At 44.2% G+C, this 18,505-nt stretch carries 14 protein-coding genes and 1 pseudogene; 8 read left to right on the top strand and 7 right to left on the bottom strand.

The window, feature by feature from the left end; genetic code table 11:
- Positions 1-69 precede the first annotated feature (69 nt).
- From XZ46_RS09775 to XZ46_RS09750, 6 genes and pseudogenes are all read right to left on the bottom strand, one after another.
- Positions 70-762: a Uma2 family endonuclease gene (locus XZ46_RS09775; RefSeq protein ID WP_008050116.1), complete on the bottom strand. Its 693-nt coding sequence runs from the start codon at positions 760-762 to the stop codon at positions 70-72.
- Between the two features lie 69 nt (positions 763-831).
- Positions 832-1,443, bottom strand: a complete 612-nt coding sequence (locus tag XZ46_RS09770) for a hypothetical protein (RefSeq protein ID WP_006626196.1) — start codon at positions 1,441-1,443, stop codon at positions 832-834.
- 88 nt (positions 1,444-1,531) lie between these two features.
- A pseudogene (gene prfB, locus XZ46_RS09765) lies at positions 1,532-2,658 on the bottom strand (peptide chain release factor 2).
- A 338-nt stretch (positions 2,659-2,996) separates the two neighbouring features.
- Positions 2,997-3,695, bottom strand: a complete 699-nt coding sequence (locus XZ46_RS09760) for a hypothetical protein (protein WP_008054541.1) — start codon at positions 3,693-3,695, stop codon at positions 2,997-2,999.
- Positions 3,696-4,136: 441 nt separating this feature from the next.
- Positions 4,137-4,706 carry a PEP-CTERM sorting domain-containing protein gene (locus XZ46_RS09755; protein WP_048895037.1) on the bottom strand — a complete coding sequence of 190 codons (570 nt, stop codon included), beginning with the start codon at positions 4,704-4,706 and terminating at the stop codon, positions 4,137-4,139.
- Between the two features lie 293 nt (positions 4,707-4,999).
- A complete protein-coding gene (locus XZ46_RS09750; RefSeq protein ID WP_006670448.1) occupies positions 5,000-6,169 on the bottom strand; it encodes a class I SAM-dependent methyltransferase in 1,170 nt (389 codons plus the stop codon).
- 448 nt (positions 6,170-6,617) lie between these two features.
- Between XZ46_RS09750 and XZ46_RS35010 the strand changes: the two genes are divergently transcribed.
- From XZ46_RS35010 to XZ46_RS09725, 5 genes are all read left to right on the top strand, one after another.
- Positions 6,618-6,881, top strand: coding sequence for a histidine kinase (locus XZ46_RS35010; RefSeq protein WP_162198536.1), 264 nt, complete (start codon positions 6,618-6,620; stop codon positions 6,879-6,881).
- A complete protein-coding gene (locus XZ46_RS36475) occupies positions 6,856-7,035 on the top strand; it encodes a hypothetical protein (RefSeq protein WP_006670450.1) in 180 nt (59 codons plus the stop codon). Before XZ46_RS35010 ends, XZ46_RS36475 begins: the two co-directional genes overlap by 26 nt.
- A 3-nt stretch (positions 7,036-7,038) precedes the next feature.
- Positions 7,039-7,227, top strand: coding sequence for a diguanylate cyclase domain-containing protein (locus XZ46_RS36470; protein WP_006626203.1), 189 nt, complete (start codon positions 7,039-7,041; stop codon positions 7,225-7,227).
- 318 nt (positions 7,228-7,545) lie between these two features.
- Positions 7,546-9,087: a phosphomannomutase/phosphoglucomutase gene (locus XZ46_RS09730; protein ID WP_008050108.1), complete on the top strand. Its 1,542-nt coding sequence runs from the start codon at positions 7,546-7,548 to the stop codon at positions 9,085-9,087.
- 145 nt (positions 9,088-9,232) lie between these two features.
- Entirely contained in the window at positions 9,233-10,420 is a 1,188-nt protein-coding gene (locus tag XZ46_RS09725) for a DUF8838 domain-containing protein (protein WP_006626205.1), read from the top strand.
- Positions 10,421-10,442: 22 nt separating this feature from the next.
- On the opposite strand, the gene XZ46_RS09720 is transcribed toward XZ46_RS09725, so the two are convergent.
- Positions 10,443-15,398 (bottom strand): PAS domain-containing protein, encoded by a 4,956-nt coding sequence (locus tag XZ46_RS09720; protein WP_008050104.1) that lies wholly within the window; start codon positions 15,396-15,398, stop codon positions 10,443-10,445.
- A 71-nt stretch (positions 15,399-15,469) separates the two neighbouring features.
- On the opposite strand from XZ46_RS09720, the gene psb27 reads away from it, so the two are divergent.
- From psb27 to XZ46_RS09705, 3 genes are all read left to right on the top strand, one after another.
- The gene (gene psb27 / locus XZ46_RS09715; RefSeq protein WP_006626207.1) at positions 15,470-15,868 is read left to right on the top strand and encodes a photosystem II protein Psb27; all 399 of its coding nucleotides are present in this window, start codon (positions 15,470-15,472) and stop codon (positions 15,866-15,868) included.
- A gap of 87 nt (positions 15,869-15,955) precedes the next feature.
- Complete coding sequence (locus tag XZ46_RS09710) at positions 15,956-17,530, top strand: family 10 glycosylhydrolase (protein WP_006670453.1); 1,575 nt, start codon at positions 15,956-15,958, stop codon at positions 17,528-17,530.
- A gap of 78 nt (positions 17,531-17,608) precedes the next feature.
- Positions 17,609-18,454, top strand: coding sequence for a prohibitin family protein (locus XZ46_RS09705; protein WP_008050102.1), 846 nt, complete (start codon positions 17,609-17,611; stop codon positions 18,452-18,454).
- The last annotated feature ends 51 nt before the right edge of the window (positions 18,455-18,505 follow it).

Here is an 18,505-nt window from a genome sequence, read left to right as displayed (position 1 = left end):
CACCTAACCATTAAAGTCTATTATTTATTATAGCTATCAGCGATCGCCTTTCCAGCCACTTCCGCCATTTTAGGGATTCATTGACAATCTTTGTACAAATTCCTGATATTCTGGGGTAGCTATTCCTTCCTGTAACTTAGCTAAAACCTGCGCCATATTACCCGATAATAGCGCATTTACATCTAACCATAAACCTGGGAAAAATGTACTTTTCAGACAACCAGAATTATCTATCTGTTGTAGCTGATAGCGTCCTTCACAGAGTACATACCAGCGAAATTCTGACCCATCAACCAGCCAGACTAAATATTCCCTTACACCATTACGGCGATAGGCGTGTAGCTTATCGTGGAGGTCTTTTGAGACGCTACTGGCTGCAATTTCTACAATCAATTCTGGGGGTCCTTCTATATAATCATCCTCACTAATGCGCGACTGTCCCCCCGCCGCCTCTTCGATACGCAATAAAGCGTCTGGTTGCGGTTCATTATCCATGTCTAGGCGAACACTTGCGTTATCCGCCACTTGAGTCTCTGGTGTAGAAGCTGCATAAACTTGTAACCAAGTGATGATTTTGGCGTGAGGGTCGGCGTGTTGTCGGACCCTAACAGGGGATGTCATATAAACTACTCCTTCCACTAATTCAGCCTTTTTTATGTCCGGTAGCAAACTATAGCGCCGCTCAAATTCTATCATCGATAAGCGATCGCCATTTTCCAAAGTTGGGAGAATTGTCTGAGAACCTGATGGAGTATAATTCATAACATCACCTAACCATTAAAGTCTATTATTTATTATAGCTATGATAGCCGGATAATACCGCTTCATGAATTAGCAAATAGGTAATTTACCCGATCGCACAGCGTGTATATATTCACTACCAGAATCCGGCCATCCCCGCCGATCCGAGGCTTCTCCTGGCTGTCCCCAACCCAATTGTAACAACATCTCTAAGAAATGGGATTTTTCCCACTTCCAAACACAAGCCCACTCAGTCCTTTGGGCGATCGCATCTATATCAGAACCCTTAATTTTGCGGTGATTTTTCCCACCATTCAGACTCAAATATAAATCCATATTTTGCGTCACCCGATACCAGAAATCAATCAACCTATCCTTAGCCTGTTTGAGAATTGCCAAATCTTCTGGTAAAGCAATCAGTTGTTCTCCAATCATCGGATAATCTAGGCTAATTTCTGCCACTTGTATCTGTCGCCACACAATCCCAGAAACCTGATTTTCCCGTTGATATTCATGAACCGCCGCCTTAAAATCCTGATAGGCGGTAAACTTCTGAATAGCATCAGGTTTCAAAAAGTGATCAATCACCGGATTTCCCACCCCAGGAGTCGCCTTTAAATTCAGTCTTTTACCGTTTAAACAAGCCCTTTTCTCCTCTTGCAAAATGTGTAGCAGTTCCTGTGTAGTATAAACTTTGGACATGGAAACTATCCCCTAAAAGGCAGCGGGAGGCAGCCCATAACAATTAGTAATTAACTATTAATTGACTCCTCCCGGAACTCCTGATTTACTAAGCAGACTGATTTATCATCACCTGATTTTCTTGGCGTAGATAGGGCTTGAATAAACCCATCCAATTCACCATTCATCACATCATTAATAGCCGTCGTTTCCTCACCAGTCCGCAAATCTTTAACCATCTGATAGGGATGAAATACATAGTTGCGGATTTGATTTCCCCAAGCCGCCTCTACCAGGTCGCCGCGAATTTCTGCGATCGCCTGCGCCCTTTGTTCCTGCGCCACGACCAATAACTTAGCTTTCAGTAAAGCCATGGCTTTTTCCCGGTTTTGTAGTTGGCTACGTTCCTGCGTACAACGAACCGCTATCCCCGTGGGAATATGAACTATGCGGACCGCCGTTTCCACCTTATTGACATTCTGACCACCCTTTCCCCCAGCGCGAGACGTGGTAATTTCCAGGTCTTTTTCCGGGATATCTAAATTTATAGCCCCTTCATCCAGAATCGGCATGATTTCCACTCCCGCGAAACTGGTCTGGCGTTTACCATTGGCGTTAAATGGGGAAATTCTGACCAGGCGATGGGTTCCTTTTTCTGCCTTTAAATAGCCATAGGCGTAGGGTCCCTCCATTTCCAAAGTAGCAGATTTAATCCCCGCCTCGTCTCCTTCCGAAATTTCCGCCAGGTGGACCTTATAGCCTTGGGCTTCCCCCCAACGGGTGTACATTCGTAATAGCATTTCCGCCCAGTCTTGGGCATCCGTACCCCCCGCCCCAGCGTTAATGGTCAAAACCGCCCCACTGCGATCGTAGGGACCCGATAGCAGTTGCTGTAACTCCCAGCGATCGATATCCCGACCGAGATGGACTACATTAGACTCAGCCTCCTGTCGTAGGGACTCATCATCCTCTAACTCTAGTAACTCTGCGATCGCCCCAGTATCTTCCAGCGTCTTTCGCCAGTCCTGCTGTTGTTGCAAAACCGATTTAAGGTCACTCAAAGTCTGGAGCGTCTTTTGTGCCTGGGTTTGATCATCCCAAAAGTTCGGTTGGGCTGCTAATTGTTCCAAGTCTTGAATTTTGGCTTCAATGGCGGGTACGTCAAAGATACTCCTGGGTTTTACCCAGGCGGTCTGCCAACAATTCGATTTCTCGTTTAATCTCTGCCACTTCCATTGCGATCGTTACACACTCAGCACAGTATCTAGCGATTATAGCGCTATTTGCTAATCAGAAACAGTCAAAAACCCGGTAATGATGTCCCACAGACTCACTACCGGGTTGGTACGCCAATATGAATATATACCTAGTGATTTTTAGTAGATGCCTATTTTTTCCTGTGGGGGTCAGTTTACAAAACCCCCTCCGAACCGAAAACCAATCTTAGAACCTGCTCCTACACAGCCTGAATGTGACAAGTGATTTGGCGAATACAATAATCAACCCTGATATCTAATCTATCGCCTAGTTTTGGAAGCTCAGTCAAGATCTAAATTGTTCCTACTAACTAACGTCTAGTTTTTGCCAGAGATCGCTTTTTGACCAACCATCATACCGCCAACGGCTACCAAACCTAACAGCATTCCCGGTTCGGGAATTTCTGTCCGGCCGCCTGGTCTGCTGCTGGGGGTGTCGAACACATACAGAGTCGCATGAGACAAGCCAGGTCTTCCTGTTTCCCAGTTTAAATTCTCTAATTGGTCGATCCCGTCAAACAGATAAGCCGCAAAACCTGGACCACCTTTGATCACAAAGGCAAAAGTGGAATTTCTGAGGCTATCATCAAAAAACGTCAGAGTCCCTTTACCTTCACTGGTGCTGGTGATGGTGAAAAAGGCGTTAGAACCACTGCTGGCATCAACTTTGTAGTCGTCTAGTCTAAAACCATCGATTACTGTTTTACCAAACATAGATTCAATGGCAGAAACATTGTCATTTCCAGAACTATCTTGGCAGACGTAAGTTAATCCCGCAAACAAATTGTCTTGGCAAGTAGCAAGGTTGCTACCACCACCGCCAGTGTTGCCACCGCCAGTGTTGCCACCGCCAGTGTTGCCACCGCCAGTGTTGCCAGAGTTGCCAGAGTTGCCAGAGTTGCCAGAGTTGCCACGGTTGCCAGAGTTGCCTTGGGCCATGGCATCCGGTGCAAAGGTGGACACTAAGCCAGCGGCTAAAACTACGGAAGTTACTATATTTAATAATTTAACTTTCATCTTGGCTCTCCAAAAATCTAGGTGGGACTAGGCTGGAAACATGGCGCTTGTTTCCCTATCTGTTCACCATTATACCCAACACCACCAGAACCGTCCTCAGTGTTTGTACTGATTTACAGGATCTTTACATAATGCTCACACTTACTTTAAGTTTCTGTTAAGTAAAGTATCCGCTATCCAATCCTATCATTTATGGATGCAATACAGTTAATAATTGACGCTAATAGATATTATCAGTTTATTTAAACTTCTTTAATTGCGGAAATTCTAGTTATCCTAACTAACTATAGTCGTATTTTCTATGATTCCCGTGAACTTAACCGCCAGAGCCTGACTCTCCACAGAACCCCGAAAAGGAGATAACCCGGCAATTAGTCTTAAAGACCATAGCACCGGGTTATTGTCCCTAGTTTTTGAAGTTGAGTAGAGATGCTAATTCATCTAGCTTTTGCGAGAGATGGCTTTTTGACCAACCATCACACCACCAATGGCTACTAAACCTAACAGGGTTCCGGGTTCAGGAACTGGTATTGGGGGAATTGGGCTATCGAACACATACAGAGTCGCGTGAGACAGACCAGGGCCACCAGTTGACCAGCTTAAATCAGTTAGTTGGCTAATACCGTCAAACAGATAAGCTGCAAAACCGTTACCACCTTTCAGCACAAAGGCAAAGGTAGAATTAGCCAGTGTAGAGTCGAGGAAGTTCATAGTCCCGAAACCTTCTCCAGTGCTGTTGATGTCGAAAACATTTGCGACCTGGCCACTGCTGGCATCAACTTTGAAATCGGCAATTACTTCTCGGTCAAATAGCGCTGCAATGCGAGTAGCATTGTCATTTCCAGCGGGTCCACCAGATACTTGCCGACACTCTTCAAACAAACCACCAAAAATATTATCCTGACAAACAGCGGGGTTGCCAGGTCTGGCCATGGCATCCGGTGCAAAGGCGGACACTAAGCCAGTGGCTAAAACTGCGGCTGTGGTGATATTTAAAAATCTAACTTTCATTTCCGTCCTCCCAAAATATAAATTTAACTAAGCACTAAACACGAGGAGGTTAGCTGTTTCAATATAGTAATTATTATACAGGAGATGACCCATTATTTCTTCAGTGTTTCTACTGATTTACAGTATCTTTACATAAGGTTTACATTGGCTTCATGAATTCAGGAAAATTAACCCATGATGATCAAAGATTGTTAGATGTAGACAAAAACTAATTAATAATTGACTTTTTTTTATATGCGATTTTTTTTTGCGGGGGAAATTTTAGTGAGAGTAGCTAGATATGGTCCAATTTTCTACCATTGAGGTGAACTTAACCCCCTCAGTTTTACATCTTCGGAGAAGGTACCCTGGATCAGAACCCCAAAGTTACCTAATCCCATGGGGTCAATTAGGGAATGTAAAGCCTCCCGCCGCCGTAATACTTGAGAAATTTTTGGGCCTTCGGAAACGGTGGCTATACGATCGCCTAATCCCAAAGCCATCATAAATAAAGCCTGTTGGGTAAAGCCGATGGTTTGGAGTCCCAGCGATCGCCCTTTTTGCTGTAAGGCGGTAAAATCTACATGGGCGGTTATATCCTGTTCACCTATATATATATAGGGGTTATTATGATGGCGATGTTGATAGTAACATTGTAGGGTTCCTTCCCGGCGGGTCGGACTATAAAGGCGATCGGCACTATAGCCATAATCAATAGTTAGCACAAATCCCCGCCGCAATTTTCTAGCCACAGTTTCTACCCACCCCAAAGCGGCTAGATTAACCTCGGTTCGGTAGCCTTCGGGGTAAGCCTCCGATAATAAATCAATACCGACTAACCGAAAATAGTCAGCTAGTTGGGGGGTGGAAAGTTCCCCGACTACTTCGGCTAATTGGTAATCGGATTTTGACCCGGTAGTGGTTAGATAAATTTCCTGTAATTGATTATTCTGGCGGGTGACTAAATGCACCGGGAAAGCGTCGATTAATTCATTGGAGAAAAAACATCCGGTAATTGAATGGTTGGCAATTTCATCTAAATCACACCAACGGATTTGGGTAAAGGGTGCGCCCAATTGCTGAAAGCGCCGCTGTTGTTCGGTTTTTAGTCGCGTGGATTTTTCGGCGATCGCATAATCTAATACCCCGACAACTTGGGGATATTGTCCTTGCAGATAGCCGATAATATCCGCAGCTAAAATTCCTTGACCCGCCCCCATTTCCACTAAGGTAAACGGTTCCGGCTTTCCCAAAATTTCCCACATTTCTACTAACTGTTCAGCTAGTAACTCGCCAAAATCTGAACCTAGGTGAGGGGAAGTGAAAAAGTCCCCCTGTGCGCCTATTTGGGGGGAGTTATGGTTATAGTAGCCCTGTTTGGGGTCATAGAGTGCCATCTCCATATACTCCGCAAAAGTAATCCGATTTTGGGGATGGTTGCCAATTCGTTGACTAATGCGATCGACCAGGGTTACAGATACCATATATCACCAAAATTTCCGCCCACAACTTCCCATTATATCATAGAAATTTTCCCCAACCTAATGATTTATATGGTAGTGGAATAATCCCCGGAATAGGGGATTTCCTCCCCAATTTCCCCTAGTCTTCTATTACCAAGATATCCCCATATTTGGGAGGCTTTATTTTTCCGTTAAACTTGATTCCCATCATAATGGTCAATGCGGTTAACCTCCCCATTGGGGTGATGCTTTAGGTCAGCGACTGTGGGGGATTAATGGGAATAGCCCCGAGGTGGCTTTGTTTTTCCAGAACTTACCCCGGAGACTGTCACCCCCAAATTGACGATTTATTAAGTTTTTACCATGGCTTCTTGATGGTGCGATCGCCCTTTTTGTCCCTACAGTTCAAAAATGTGCTATCTTGGGGTTAACTATTTGTCCAAAATATCTACAGCTAATGGGTTCGGAGATGGAAATTTTCTCGGAGGTCGGCAATGGCACTACTTTTCAATTTAAATTAAATGTGCTAGTCCGAGAACATCACCCTAGGGACAATGGTGCTAAAACTTATCAAAATTATCAGCCAAAATTAGACGATTATCCTCGGGTAAATAATCGGCGTGGTCAACATCTGATTTTGATGGTTGAGGAGAATTATTATAATCGGCAATTACTCCACCAAATTCTATCACCTCATTTTGGAATTAATGCAAGCGGTGGCTACTCAACTTAGTTTTCCCCGGCCACAGGCTGGTCTTGATCAACAACTTAAACAAGCTAATTTTAAACTAGACCGTTTGGCGCGCTTAGATGGATTAACTCAGTTGGCAAACCGTGGCAATTTTCATGAATTTTGGTGGCGGGAGTGGCGGCGTATGCACCGGTAAAAGTTGCCTTTATCCTTGATTCTGTGTGATGTCGATTACTTGAAAAAATATAACGATACTTACGGACATTTAGCGGGTGATAATTGCTTAATTAGAGTAGCTCAAGCTATCCAAGAATCAGCTATGCGTCCGGGGGATTTGGTGGCTCGTTATGGGGGGGGAAGAGTTTGCCATTATTTGATCAAATACTAACTGCGAAGGTGCTATACAAGTGGCTATGCGAATCTAGGTGGCAATTCAACAATTAAATATTCCCCTGCCTCTCTGGTGAGCGATCGCATTACTGTTAGCCAGGGTATTTCTAGCATAATTCCATCTATTAATACCTCCCCGAACTGTTAAAATCCGCAGAGTCTGCCCTATATCAAGCTCAAGAAAAAAGCCGCAATACTTATATGGTATGCAAAATGGAACGGGGCTAATTCTTAATTATTCATTAACTTTTTGATAACCACTTGCTAGTTATAGTATGATAGGATAGTATAGTTATCAATTCAGGATAAATTAACTATGGATCAAGTTGCTAATTGGGACTGGAAAAAGCTACAAAATGGGTCGGATATTCGGGGAGTCGCCATAGCAGGTGTAGCCAATGAACCAGTTAACCTAACTCCTGAAATTGCCACTATCTTAGGTAAAGCCTTCGCGAGTTGGGTCAGCCAAAAACTGGGTAAAAATACCGCAGAATTAACTATGGCGGTAGGTAGAGATAGTCGTCTATCTGGACCTGTGCTAAGTCAAGCAGTTATGGAGGGAATTATATCCACTGGGGCTCAGGTTTATGATTTGGCGATCGCCTCAACTCCCGCCATGTTTATGAGTACCGTTACCCCCGGCTGGGAATGTGATGGCGCAATTATGTTAACCGCCAGCCACCTCCCCTTTAACCGTAATGGCTTAAAGTTTTTTACCCCCCAAGGAGGCTTAGGAAAGCCGGATATTTCCGAGATTTTGGAGTTAGCGAAACTCAACGATTTTGCCAAATCTCCCACCCCTGGTTCTATTATACAACATGATTTTATTTCTGTCTATGCCGAAGGATTAGTTAATACCATTCGCCAAGGTGTCAATCATCCCACCAACTTGGAACAGCCTTTAACTGGATTAAAAATAATCGTTGATGCTGGCAATGGTGCGGGGGGATTTTATGCCGAAAAAGTCTTAAAACCCCTAGGGGCTGATACCACAGGGAGCCAATTTTTAGACCCTGATGGCACATTCCCTAATCATGTTCCCAACCCGGAAAATCAAGCGGCTATGCAGTCAATTTGTCAAGCGGTTATTGACAATAAAGCCGATTTTGGGATTATTTTTGATACCGATGTAGATCGGGGTGCAGCCGTTGATCAGTTGGGGAAAGAACTTAACCGAAATCGCCTAATTGCCTTAATTTCGGCGATAGTTTTACGAGAACATCCCGGTTCTGCGATCGTCACTGATTCCATTACTTCCGATGGCTTAACTCATTTTATCGAGCAGGAATTAAAAGGGGTTCATCATCGCTTTAAGCGCGGTTACAAAAATGTAATTAATGAAGCCATACGACTTAATGAAAGCGGACAGGAATCTTGGCTGGCGATTGAAACTTCCGGTCATGGTGCTATGAAAGAGAACTACTTTTTAGATGATGGTGCATATTTAGTTAGCAAGCTGTTAATTGAACTAGCTAAAACCCACCTAAAAGGTAAATCTCTCACCGATTTAATTGCCAATTTACAGGAACCCGCCGAGAGTGAAGAAGTGCGGATCACTATTCAAAATGATGATTTTCAATCATTAGGTAATAACGTCATTGAAAAACTCAATCAGTTTGTCTCCCAACAAACCGACTGGGAAATTGTCCCCAAAAACTACGAGGGGGTTCGGGTTTCCTGTGGGTCCCCCGACGAGGATGGCTGGTTTTTATTGCGCCTATCCCTTCATGATCCGGTTTTACCGTTAAATATTGAATCAAATGTGGTCGGTGGCGTGGCGAAAATTGCTAACCGTTTATTAGGGTTTTTCCAAGGTATCGACTCCCTAGATATCTCGACATTTTCGGGAATTAAATAACTCTGATTTCCTGCGTCAGACCTATAGTGGCTGGCGCATTCCCCCCAACCCAGAAATTAACCGGATCTAGTATAATCAAGCTATGGCATGAATTACAGCCTATCTGTGTATAGATCCATATCATCAACCTAAGGATGCTTAAATCATGACTCCAGCTAAATCGGCAAATACTGCTGTTAATTATGATATAGAAAATGAAGTTTTAGAACGCTATAAAGCCGGGGCGAAAGATGTTCAGCCTTCCCTGTGTTGTCCGACATCATATAATGGTAATTATCTGGAGATTTTGCCATCAGAAATTATTGAGAAAGACTATGGCTGTGGCGACCCCACCCAATATATTAATTCTGGGGAAGTGGTGGTAGATTTGGGGTCTGGTGCTGGCAAAAATTGCTATATTATCGCCCAAAAAGTCGGCAAAGATGGGCGAGTAATTGGGGTTGATTTTAATGATGATATGCTGGCGCTTTCCCGTAAGTATCAAGATGAAATTGCCGATAAGTTGGGCTATAAAAATACTGAGTTTGTTAAGGGAAAAATCCAGGATTTGGGGCTAAATTTGGCTATGGTGCAAACCTGGTTAAATGATAATCCTATTACCTCCATAGAAGATGTATCCCGGTTTGAGGCAATGTGCGATCGCCTCCGCCAAAACCAGCCTTTAATCCCTGATGCAACTGTGGATGTAGTCGTGTCTAACTGCGTGCTTAACCTAGTTAAATCTCAGGATAAAGTGAAACTATTTGCCGAGATTTACCGAGTCTTAAAAGTCGGAGGAAGGGCGGTTATTTCTGATATTGTGTGTGACGAACCCCCCACCGAAACAATTATCAACGACCCCGAATTGTGGAGTGGTTGCATTGCTGGCGCTTTTCAAGAACACGAATTTTTACAAATGTTTGAAAATGCCGGATTTTATGGGGTCGAAATCTTAACCCGTCAGACCGAACCTTGGCAGGTAATTGATGGCATTGAATTTCGGTCTGTCACAGTTTGCGCCTACAAAGGGAAAGAAGGTCCTTGTTTAGAACGCCATCAAGCAGTAATTTATAAAGGACCTTGGAAACAGGTAGTTGATGATGATGGTCATACCCTTTATCGAGGTCAACCTATGGCAGTTTGTGATAAAACCTTTAACATCTATACTAGGAGTCCCTACAGTGACGATATTATCCCCATTCCTCCCTATCAAAATATTGATCTAAAGGATGCTAAAGAATTTGATTGTCGGCAAAATGCCATCCGCGACCCTAAACTAACTAAAGGTGAGAATTACCACGTCACTAATATTAATAACGACGAGTCTTGTTGTTCTCCATCAAGTTGTTGTTAGGGTCTGATTATCAGCTATTTGATTAGAGAAACTCCCATACTACTACGCGATCGCGTCCTTGGTTTTTTGCCAGATATAAAGCATCATCAGCCAGTCTCAGTAAATCATCTAAAGTTTGGGCGTGTTCTGGGAAACTAGCCACCCCAAAAGAAGCCGTAATTTGACCGAGATCTCGGTTGTGGTGTTGCCGTTTTAATCCGCGAATTCCCTCACATAAAAACTGGGCGCGATCGCTCGCTATTTCTAGGGTAGTGTCTGGCAAAATTAACGTCATTTCTTCCCCCCCATAACGGCAAGCCGTATCAGAACTTCTGATATTTGTTTGGATGAAATGAGCAATTTCTTGCAAAACTAAGTCCCCAGCTTCATGACCAAACGTATCATTGAAGTGTTTAAAATGGTCAATATCTATCATGATAATACATAAGGGTTGATTTTTGCGGTGAGCCTTGGCTAAGGCTTGATTGAGCGTTTCTTGCAGATAGCGACGGTTAAAGAGTCCAGTCAAAGGATCTCGGATACTTTCTAGGCGTAATTGTTCCTGAAGTTTCAAGTTGAATAAAGCCAAAGATAACTGATCAGCAACAGTGCGCCCTAGTTGTTCGGAAGACTCCATATTAACGAAAGACGATTCAGTAATCATGTATAATAATCCCCAAATTTTGGTTTTGGCAATTAGGGGAATACATAAAGAATATTTAGGTAGCAGTTCAGAATTTATATGATTACAAAATAAACCCGATTGCTGGTCACTGGCGGTATGAATTTTTCCCCTTCGTAACGCCCAACAGTCTTTGAAAGTAAATTTTATCTCCTGATGTGGGAGTTCACCAAATGTAGAAACCACTTCTAAATCCGATTCCGGGCTATCAGGATCTATTACCAATACCGCCCCAGAAAAATCGGGAAAAAGCTGTTTGAGAAATTCCGCAATCGCTTCATATCCCTCCTCAACTGCATCGCAGGCTTGCAGAAATTCAATCATTTTGCTGACAATTTCCATTTCCCGATTTTTTTGCTTGAGATGCTGATAAGTAGTGTGTAATATTTCTTCGGTTTGTTTGCGATCGGTGAAATCTGTAGCCGTCCCTAAAATTTCTTGAACCCGTCCATCTGAATGGCGACTAAAAACGAGATCCCGACTCAGTAACCACCGCCATTCTCCATTGGCTTTTTGAACGCGATATTCTACGGTATATATTTGACCATCTTGTGCTTTGGACATATCTTGAAAGTGTTTTTCGATGATGGGTAAATCTTCAGGATGGAGAATTTCATAGAGTAAAGTGCCTCCGGTTTCTTGGATTTTTTCGTAGGTGTATCCTAGGATATCTTGAATATTGCGGTTGATATAAACATTGCGCTTTTTGATGAGGTCGCATATGTACAAAATATTGGGTATATAATCAGTAACTTTCTGAATAAATGTTTTACTGTTTTGGAGTTGTTCAAGCATGAGTTTTCGGGAGGTAATATCTTCGGCAATTCCCGCCCAACGATAGATTTTTCCTGATTTATCAGTGACTGGAAAAACCCGCGCTGCTACCCATCTAATTGTACTATCAGGGCGAATGATTCTGTATTCCTCATCAAAAACCAACTTATCCTGAAACTGGCGCTGATATGCTTCTATCACCCGCTGTAGATCTTCTGGATGTACAGAATTAATCCAATGTTGAGGGTTTTCGTAGAGACTGGCGCAACTTTGCCCCCAAATTTTCTCGTAGGCAGGATTAATATACAGAATTGTTTGACCATCAAAAGATGTCATAAAAAACACTTCTCGCACTGTTTCAGCAATTTGACGGAATTTTTCCTCGCTTTCTTGGAGGGCAATTTCTGCCTCTTTCTTGTCAGTAATATTAATCATAACTCCCTGGAGGAATGTGGGGTTGCCTTGGTCATCGAGGACAACTTGGCCGTTATCACGCACCCAGACCACATTTCCCGATCGCGAAAACATCCGATATTCAACACTAAAGCCTTGATTTTCTTCGATACCTTGACGGATTTCCTCCAACACGCGATCGCGATCTTCTGGATGCACTAACTCCAGCCAATCCTTACTATTTTTTAACCACTCACTGGCTGAAATACCCAGCAAACGCTCAATTTGAGGACTAATATAAAGTATGCTAAATTTGTCATCTAAATTCGCCGTATAGGTAGCCGCTGGCATTTGTTCAATCAGACGGCGATATTTAGCCTCAGAAGCACTTAAAGCCATCTCTGCTTGTCTTTTTTCGGTGATATCAATTACCGAGCCAAATAAGCGTAATGGTTGCCATTCTGCATCATGTTCAACCCCTCCCATACCTTGAATATAACGAATTTCTCCACTGGGACGAACCAGACGATATTCTGTATAAAAAGGTTCTCCCAAGGTTAACGATCGCTCCGTATCTTCCGCGTGGCGATCGCGATCATCCGGGTGCATTTTTTCTCGTAATTCTGCTAAAGTAGGTTCCCCTTGGGTCGGGTCCATGCCATAAATCCGGAACACCTCTTCTGACCAAGTAATTTTACCCGAACTTACATTATATTCCCAAGTGCCAATCCCCGCTATTTTTTGAGAGTTGAGCAAATCTTGAGTGATTTTATATAATTGATATTCGGTTTGTTTGGCTTGGGTAATATCCTCAGCAATGTAGCAAAACCTCAACTTGTCTAAGCCCGAATTGAGGATAGGCGAAACCGTAACCGATAAGTGATGTTCCTGGCTATTTAAGGTGTGAATATACTCAAATTTAATCGGTTTACCAAGCTGTTGACTTTCCCGATAATGTTGAGACCAAAACTCAATAATTGAGGCGGGTACACCCATTTCACTACACCGGGCATTTTTCAGGGCTTCAGGACTCACACCCAAAAATTCAGCCGTTGCATTATTACTAAAAATGTGGATAATATCCCCATCTATGAGTTCTACTACACCCATCATCATGCTGGTGCTATTATAGAAACTAGACAAGATCGCCTCTCGTTCCGCTGCTGCTATTTCTGCTTGTTTGCGATCGCTAATATCAAAACCATAGCCCACCACTTCTCTGGGTTTTTCCGCCGCATCTAATACTAACCTTAGATGTTCTTGCATCCAGCGATCGCTACCATCCCCATGGCGAAAACGATATTCATAAAAAGATGTCCCTTTCGTCAAAACCTCACGAACTTTAGACCAGGCAAAATCTCGGTCTTCTGGATGAATTCTCTCTTCCCAAAACTCGACACTTTCTTGGAATTCTTTCTGAGTGTATCCCAGGACATTTTGCACATGACTACTAATGAATGTCACCCGCATAGTTTCCGGGTCAGAGCTATAGATAATTGCCAAACTTGAATTAAGTAAATCATTCAATCTTTCTTGAGAAAATATTAGCTGTTTTTGAATCTGATTTACCTGATTAATTTCCAGTTCTAGTTGATGCTTAATCTCCGCAATTTCAGCGGTTTTTGACTCTACTTGTTCTTCCAGGGATGATGCTAATTGGCGATAGGCTTCCTTCTGGGATTCTAACTCAATTTCTGCCCGTCTCCGTTCCGTAATATCTTTTCCCGTGCCGATAATATATTCCACTTGCCCATCATCATCACATAAAATTGTATGAGACCAGGCAATTAAACGGCGATCGCCTGTTTTCGTCACCCAATAATTTTCATGATAACTGGGAAAATTCCCCGCTGTTAAATCCGCAAACGCCTTTTTTACGCTGTTCACTTCTTCAGGAACTAATAAAATCTCCCAAAACGGTCTATCTTGAACTTCTTGCCCAGAATATCCGGTAATTTTCACACAGGCTTGATTAAATTTGACGATGTAACCTTGGGTATTGAAAACCACAATTAAAGCCGGAACCGTATCTAAGATAGCCTCGGTCAAATCTCGCTGTTTTTGCAGTTGTTGGTGAGTATGATGGTGGTCATTTTGCATCTGTTTGAGCCGTTCACCTTGTAATTTATTAACCTGCTGTTGTAGGGCTTCAATGGTATTATAAAGTTCCAGGGGATTAAGAGTTTGCAGTAAACTGGTTTGAGTCAAAATACCCACTAATTGCTGTTGTTCATCACACACCACTAACCGACGGACTCCCCGTTGCTGCATTTGTTCATGGGCTACCCATAAATTTTCTGTGGGGTGCAAACAGCATAGAGGGCTACTCATAATGTCAGCCGCCATCATCCGATCAAAATTAAGATCCAGGGCTGAACACTTGACAATATCTCTTTCTGTGACTATTCCTACAGGATGGCACAGGAAACTATCCCCGATTTTGGGTTCAGCAATGACCACACAACTAACCCGATATTCCGCCATCAATTGAGCCAGATGTAAAATAGAAGCGTTAGGGGTAGCATGGATCACGTCTCGCGTCATGGCTTCGGCGACTTGACGTAATTTGAACAAATCCCCTGGTTGCAAACACTCGCGCAGGGTTTGTGTGGAAATTAATCCCAGCAGGTCACCAGTTTTGGACAAAACCGGAAGATGGCGAATCTGATGTTGACGCATCAGGGTAATAGCAGTAAAAATGTCTTGATGGGGTTCTATTGATAGGGTGACTAGATCGCGGGTCATCACCGCCGCTAAGGTTAAATGGTCAAAGCTGCGATATTGGGTAGCCAGGCGCACGAGATCCCTTTCCGTAATTAAACCGACCAGTTTTCCCTGTTCTACGGCCAGGACGCAACTTTTCCGGTGTGGCTGGGTTTCCCTGTCAGAGTCACTTTTTGGCTGTGGGCTGATCATGGAGATGACCCCCATTAAGGGAGTTTCAGGAGAAGCCGTCAGTGGGTGTCGATCAATTGCCTTATATAACGGCAAATTCGAGAACAGTAGATCTTGGCTAATCATTAGCTTAGTTAGGAGATGGTGAATAGGGATTGATTCTGTGGCACTGGCATCAAATACATTATCCCATGGGCGAATAGCCGGAAACAAAACTAAGAAAGCCGAGGGTGTGATAGCTATTCTAGGTAACACAACCAGACTATGTGGGTGGCTGTTGGCAATTAGAGGTAGGATTGTAGTTAGGTTATTTTGACAGTCTTTTTATGAAATACTTTGTTTCTCGTCTGGTTGCCCTACTGATGGTCGTTACCGTTGCCCTGGTGGGCTGTGGTAACTCACCCGATGGTCTAACAGGAAATTATAGCCAGGATACCTTAGCAGTTGTGAATAGTTTGAGAACTGCGATCGCTTTACCGGAAGATGCCCCAGAAAAGGCCGCCGCCCAGGCGGAAGCCCGGACCCTGATTAATAGTTTCGCTTCCCGCTACCGTCGAGACCCAGCGGTTTCTACTTCCAGTTCCTTTACTACTATGCGGACTGCCTTAAATGCCCTAGCAGGTCATTACAGTTCCTACCCTAACCGTCCCGTTCCTGATAAACTCAAGCAAAGACTAGAACAGGAGTTTAAACAAGTAGAAGCGGCTGTGAAACGGGGCGCTTAACTCCGGCTAACCTGATGGGGAAATTAACCGAGGCAACTCAATCTGATCTGTAATGATTAAGAGTTGCTTTTATTTGGTATATGTGCTATGGCTAAATCACCGATCGCCTTAAATTGGCTTCACCGTCTGCTGAGTCTCTATAAACCCATGTTAGGGGCTATATTATTAAGCCTGTTGGCCACTAGCCCAGGGCGATCGCAAACCATAGCCTTTTGTCGCCTCTCCCCAGAGGCGATCGCCTCTAAAGAAAGCCTGCGCCAAAGCGCTCTATCGGGGGATAGCAACGCCCAACAGCAATATAACCAGATCCTGATTCAACACGCCCAAGCTGTATATCGCTGTCGTCAGCAAAGCCGCCCCCAAAATCAGGCCTTATGGTTAAGACTATATAGCTGTGATGCCCAACCCGGAGCCATCGAAAAGCTGTTAGATGACATCATCAACAAAGGCTATAACCAAGTTTACCTAGAAGTATTTTATGATGGTCAGGTGTTACTTCCCGCGGCCAATAACCCCACCCCTTGGCCGTCAGTGATGCGATCGCCCGGCTTGGAACAAGTAGACCTCCTCGCGCAAACCATCGAAAAAGGCAGACAACGGGGGCTACAGGTTTACGCCTGGATGTTTATGCTCAACTTTGGTTATACCTACACCCTACTACCTAACCGCGCCGGAGTCCTTGCGGTCAATGGTAGTGGGGAAACCACCGTCACCGCGAATTTAGACGGCACCGCCAGCAACGATTTTGGGGAAAGCTACATCAATCAGGGTTTCGTTGACCCCTATAATCCCACCGCACGACAAGATTTTAATACCCTCCTGAATGCCGTCCTTAGCCGTCGCCCCAGTGGTGTTCTGTTTGACTATGTTCGCTATCCCAGGGGTTTGGGACCTCAATCAGTAGCCAGCCGGGTTAAGGATTTATGGATTTATGGGGATGCTTCCCTGTCTGCCTTGCTGCAACGAGCCAACAACGACCGGGGACGGGAACTGCTACAACGCTATGTTAGCCAGGGTTTTGTCACCGAAAATGATGTTAATCAGATCAATCAAAAGTATCCTGAGCCAACCGAGCCAACACCAGCAGAGCCACAGGAACCACAGCCACAGGAACCACAGCCACAAGAAAAACCACCCCTGTGGCATGATGAAACCGCCCTCCCCGCTCTCAGTGGCATTCCCAGCCTGGGAAATACCTTTAATCAACAATTGTGGCGGTTGAGTGTGGCTCACGCCCAACAGGGGATTCTGGACTTTTTAAATATGTTTAGCCAGCCAGTACAATCACGCGGCATTCCGGCTGGGGCGGTGTTTTTCCCGGAGGCTAACCGTCGCGTTGGGGAACAGGGTTTTGATTCCCGGCTGCAACCTTGGGATCGGTTCCCTAGTGCGATCGAATGGCATCCCATGGCCTATGGAGTTTGTGGCACCACAAGCTGTATAGTTGAACAAGTGGAAACTGTTGCTAACCAAGCCCAACCGGGAACTAAAATTATCCCAGCGATCGCTGGAGACTGGGGCAAATCCATTAAAAACCGCCCCCCCCTAGAACATCAGATGCGCGACATTATCAATGCTATTCCCCAAATTCAGTCGATCAGCCATTATTCCTACGATTGGCAAGAACCACAACTTACACGCGATCGTCAATCATGTCGGTAATCGGCAAAACCTTTAAACTAGAAGATGATGCTTTCCAGCCTCTTCTATACTGTCGTTCATAACTAAGGAGTTATAACTTTGAAAAGCGCACAACCCCAACAGGGTTTACCAGCCATTGTTCTGGGAATTATCGTCGCACTGGCTATTCTGATTGGGCTTAATTCTTTTGTAATTATTAATCCTGGTCAAGCCGCCGTGTTAAGTATTCTCGGAAAAGCCCAGGATGGCGCACTACTAGAGGGGTTACACTTTAAGCCTCCCATAATTTCCGCCGTCGATATTTATGATGTCACCGTCCAGAAGTTTGAAGTTCCCGCCCAAAGTTCCACCAAGGATCTACAGCAACTTTCCGCTAGTTTTGCCATCAACTTCCGCCTTGACCCCGTAAATGTCGTGCAAGTCCGCCGGGAACAAGGTACTCTACAAAATGTGGTATCTAAAATTGTCGCGCCCCAAACTCAGGAATCTTTTAAAATTGCCGCTGCTAAACGTACCATTGAGGAAGCCATTACTCAACGGGAACAACTGAAAGCAGATTTTGACGAGGCTCTGGTGTCACGATTAGATAAATATGGGATTATTGTTTTAGATACCAGTGTTGTCGATCTGACTTTCTCCCCCGAATTTGCTCGCGCCGTTGAAGAAAAACAAATCGCTGAACAACGGGCGCGGCGGGCTGTATATGTCGCTAAAGAAGCTGAACAACAAGCCCAAGCCGACATTAACCGCGCTAAGGGTCGGGCGGAAGCTCAACGCTTATTAGCCGAAACTCTCAAGGCTCAAGGCGGTGAGTTGGTACTGCAAAAAGAGGCGATCGAGGCTTGGCGACAAGGGGGTTCTCAAATGCCTAAAGTCCTGATTTTGGGTGATTCTAAAAGTAAGGTTCCCTTCTTATTTAACGTCGGCGACCTAACTAAATCCTAATCATTGTCACCCAGTTGTTATTTCCTAGTAGGGGCATCCGCCCCTATTTAA

Origin of the sequence: Limnospira indica PCC 8005, assembly GCF_000973065.1 — a bacterium.
GTDB classification, from domain to species: Bacteria; Cyanobacteriota; Cyanobacteriia; order Cyanobacteriales; family Microcoleaceae; genus Limnospira; species Limnospira fusiformis.
Note: the sequence above shows the minus strand (reverse complement) of the source record. Positions and strands in the feature narration are given on the sequence as shown.

What these genes read in the sequence shown, in the direction of transcription:
- XZ46_RS09775 (WP_008050116.1), bottom strand. Translation starts at nt 762, where the DNA reads ATGAATTATACTCCATCAGGTTCTCAGACAATTCTCCCAACTTTGGAA.
- XZ46_RS09770 (WP_006626196.1), bottom strand. Translation starts at nt 1,443, where the DNA reads ATGTCCAAAGTTTATACTACACAGGAACTGCTACACATTTTGCAAGAG.
- XZ46_RS09760 (WP_008054541.1), bottom strand. Translation starts at nt 3,695, where the DNA reads ATGAAAGTTAAATTATTAAATATAGTAACTTCCGTAGTTTTAGCCGCT.
- XZ46_RS09755 (WP_048895037.1), bottom strand. Translation starts at nt 4,706, where the DNA reads ATGAAAGTTAGATTTTTAAATATCACCACAGCCGCAGTTTTAGCCACT.
- XZ46_RS09750 (WP_006670448.1), bottom strand. Translation starts at nt 6,169, where the DNA reads ATGGTATCTGTAACCCTGGTCGATCGCATTAGTCAACGAATTGGCAAC.
- XZ46_RS35010 (WP_162198536.1), top strand. Translation starts at nt 6,618, where the DNA reads ATGGAAATTTTCTCGGAGGTCGGCAATGGCACTACTTTTCAATTTAAA.
- XZ46_RS36475 (WP_006670450.1), top strand. Translation starts at nt 6,856, where the DNA reads ATGCAAGCGGTGGCTACTCAACTTAGTTTTCCCCGGCCACAGGCTGGT.
- XZ46_RS09730 (WP_008050108.1), top strand. Translation starts at nt 7,546, where the DNA reads ATGGATCAAGTTGCTAATTGGGACTGGAAAAAGCTACAAAATGGGTCG.
- XZ46_RS09725 (WP_006626205.1), top strand. Translation starts at nt 9,233, where the DNA reads ATGACTCCAGCTAAATCGGCAAATACTGCTGTTAATTATGATATAGAA.
- psb27 (WP_006626207.1), top strand. Translation starts at nt 15,470, where the DNA reads ATGAAATACTTTGTTTCTCGTCTGGTTGCCCTACTGATGGTCGTTACC.
- XZ46_RS09710 (WP_006670453.1), top strand. Translation starts at nt 15,956, where the DNA reads ATGGCTAAATCACCGATCGCCTTAAATTGGCTTCACCGTCTGCTGAGT.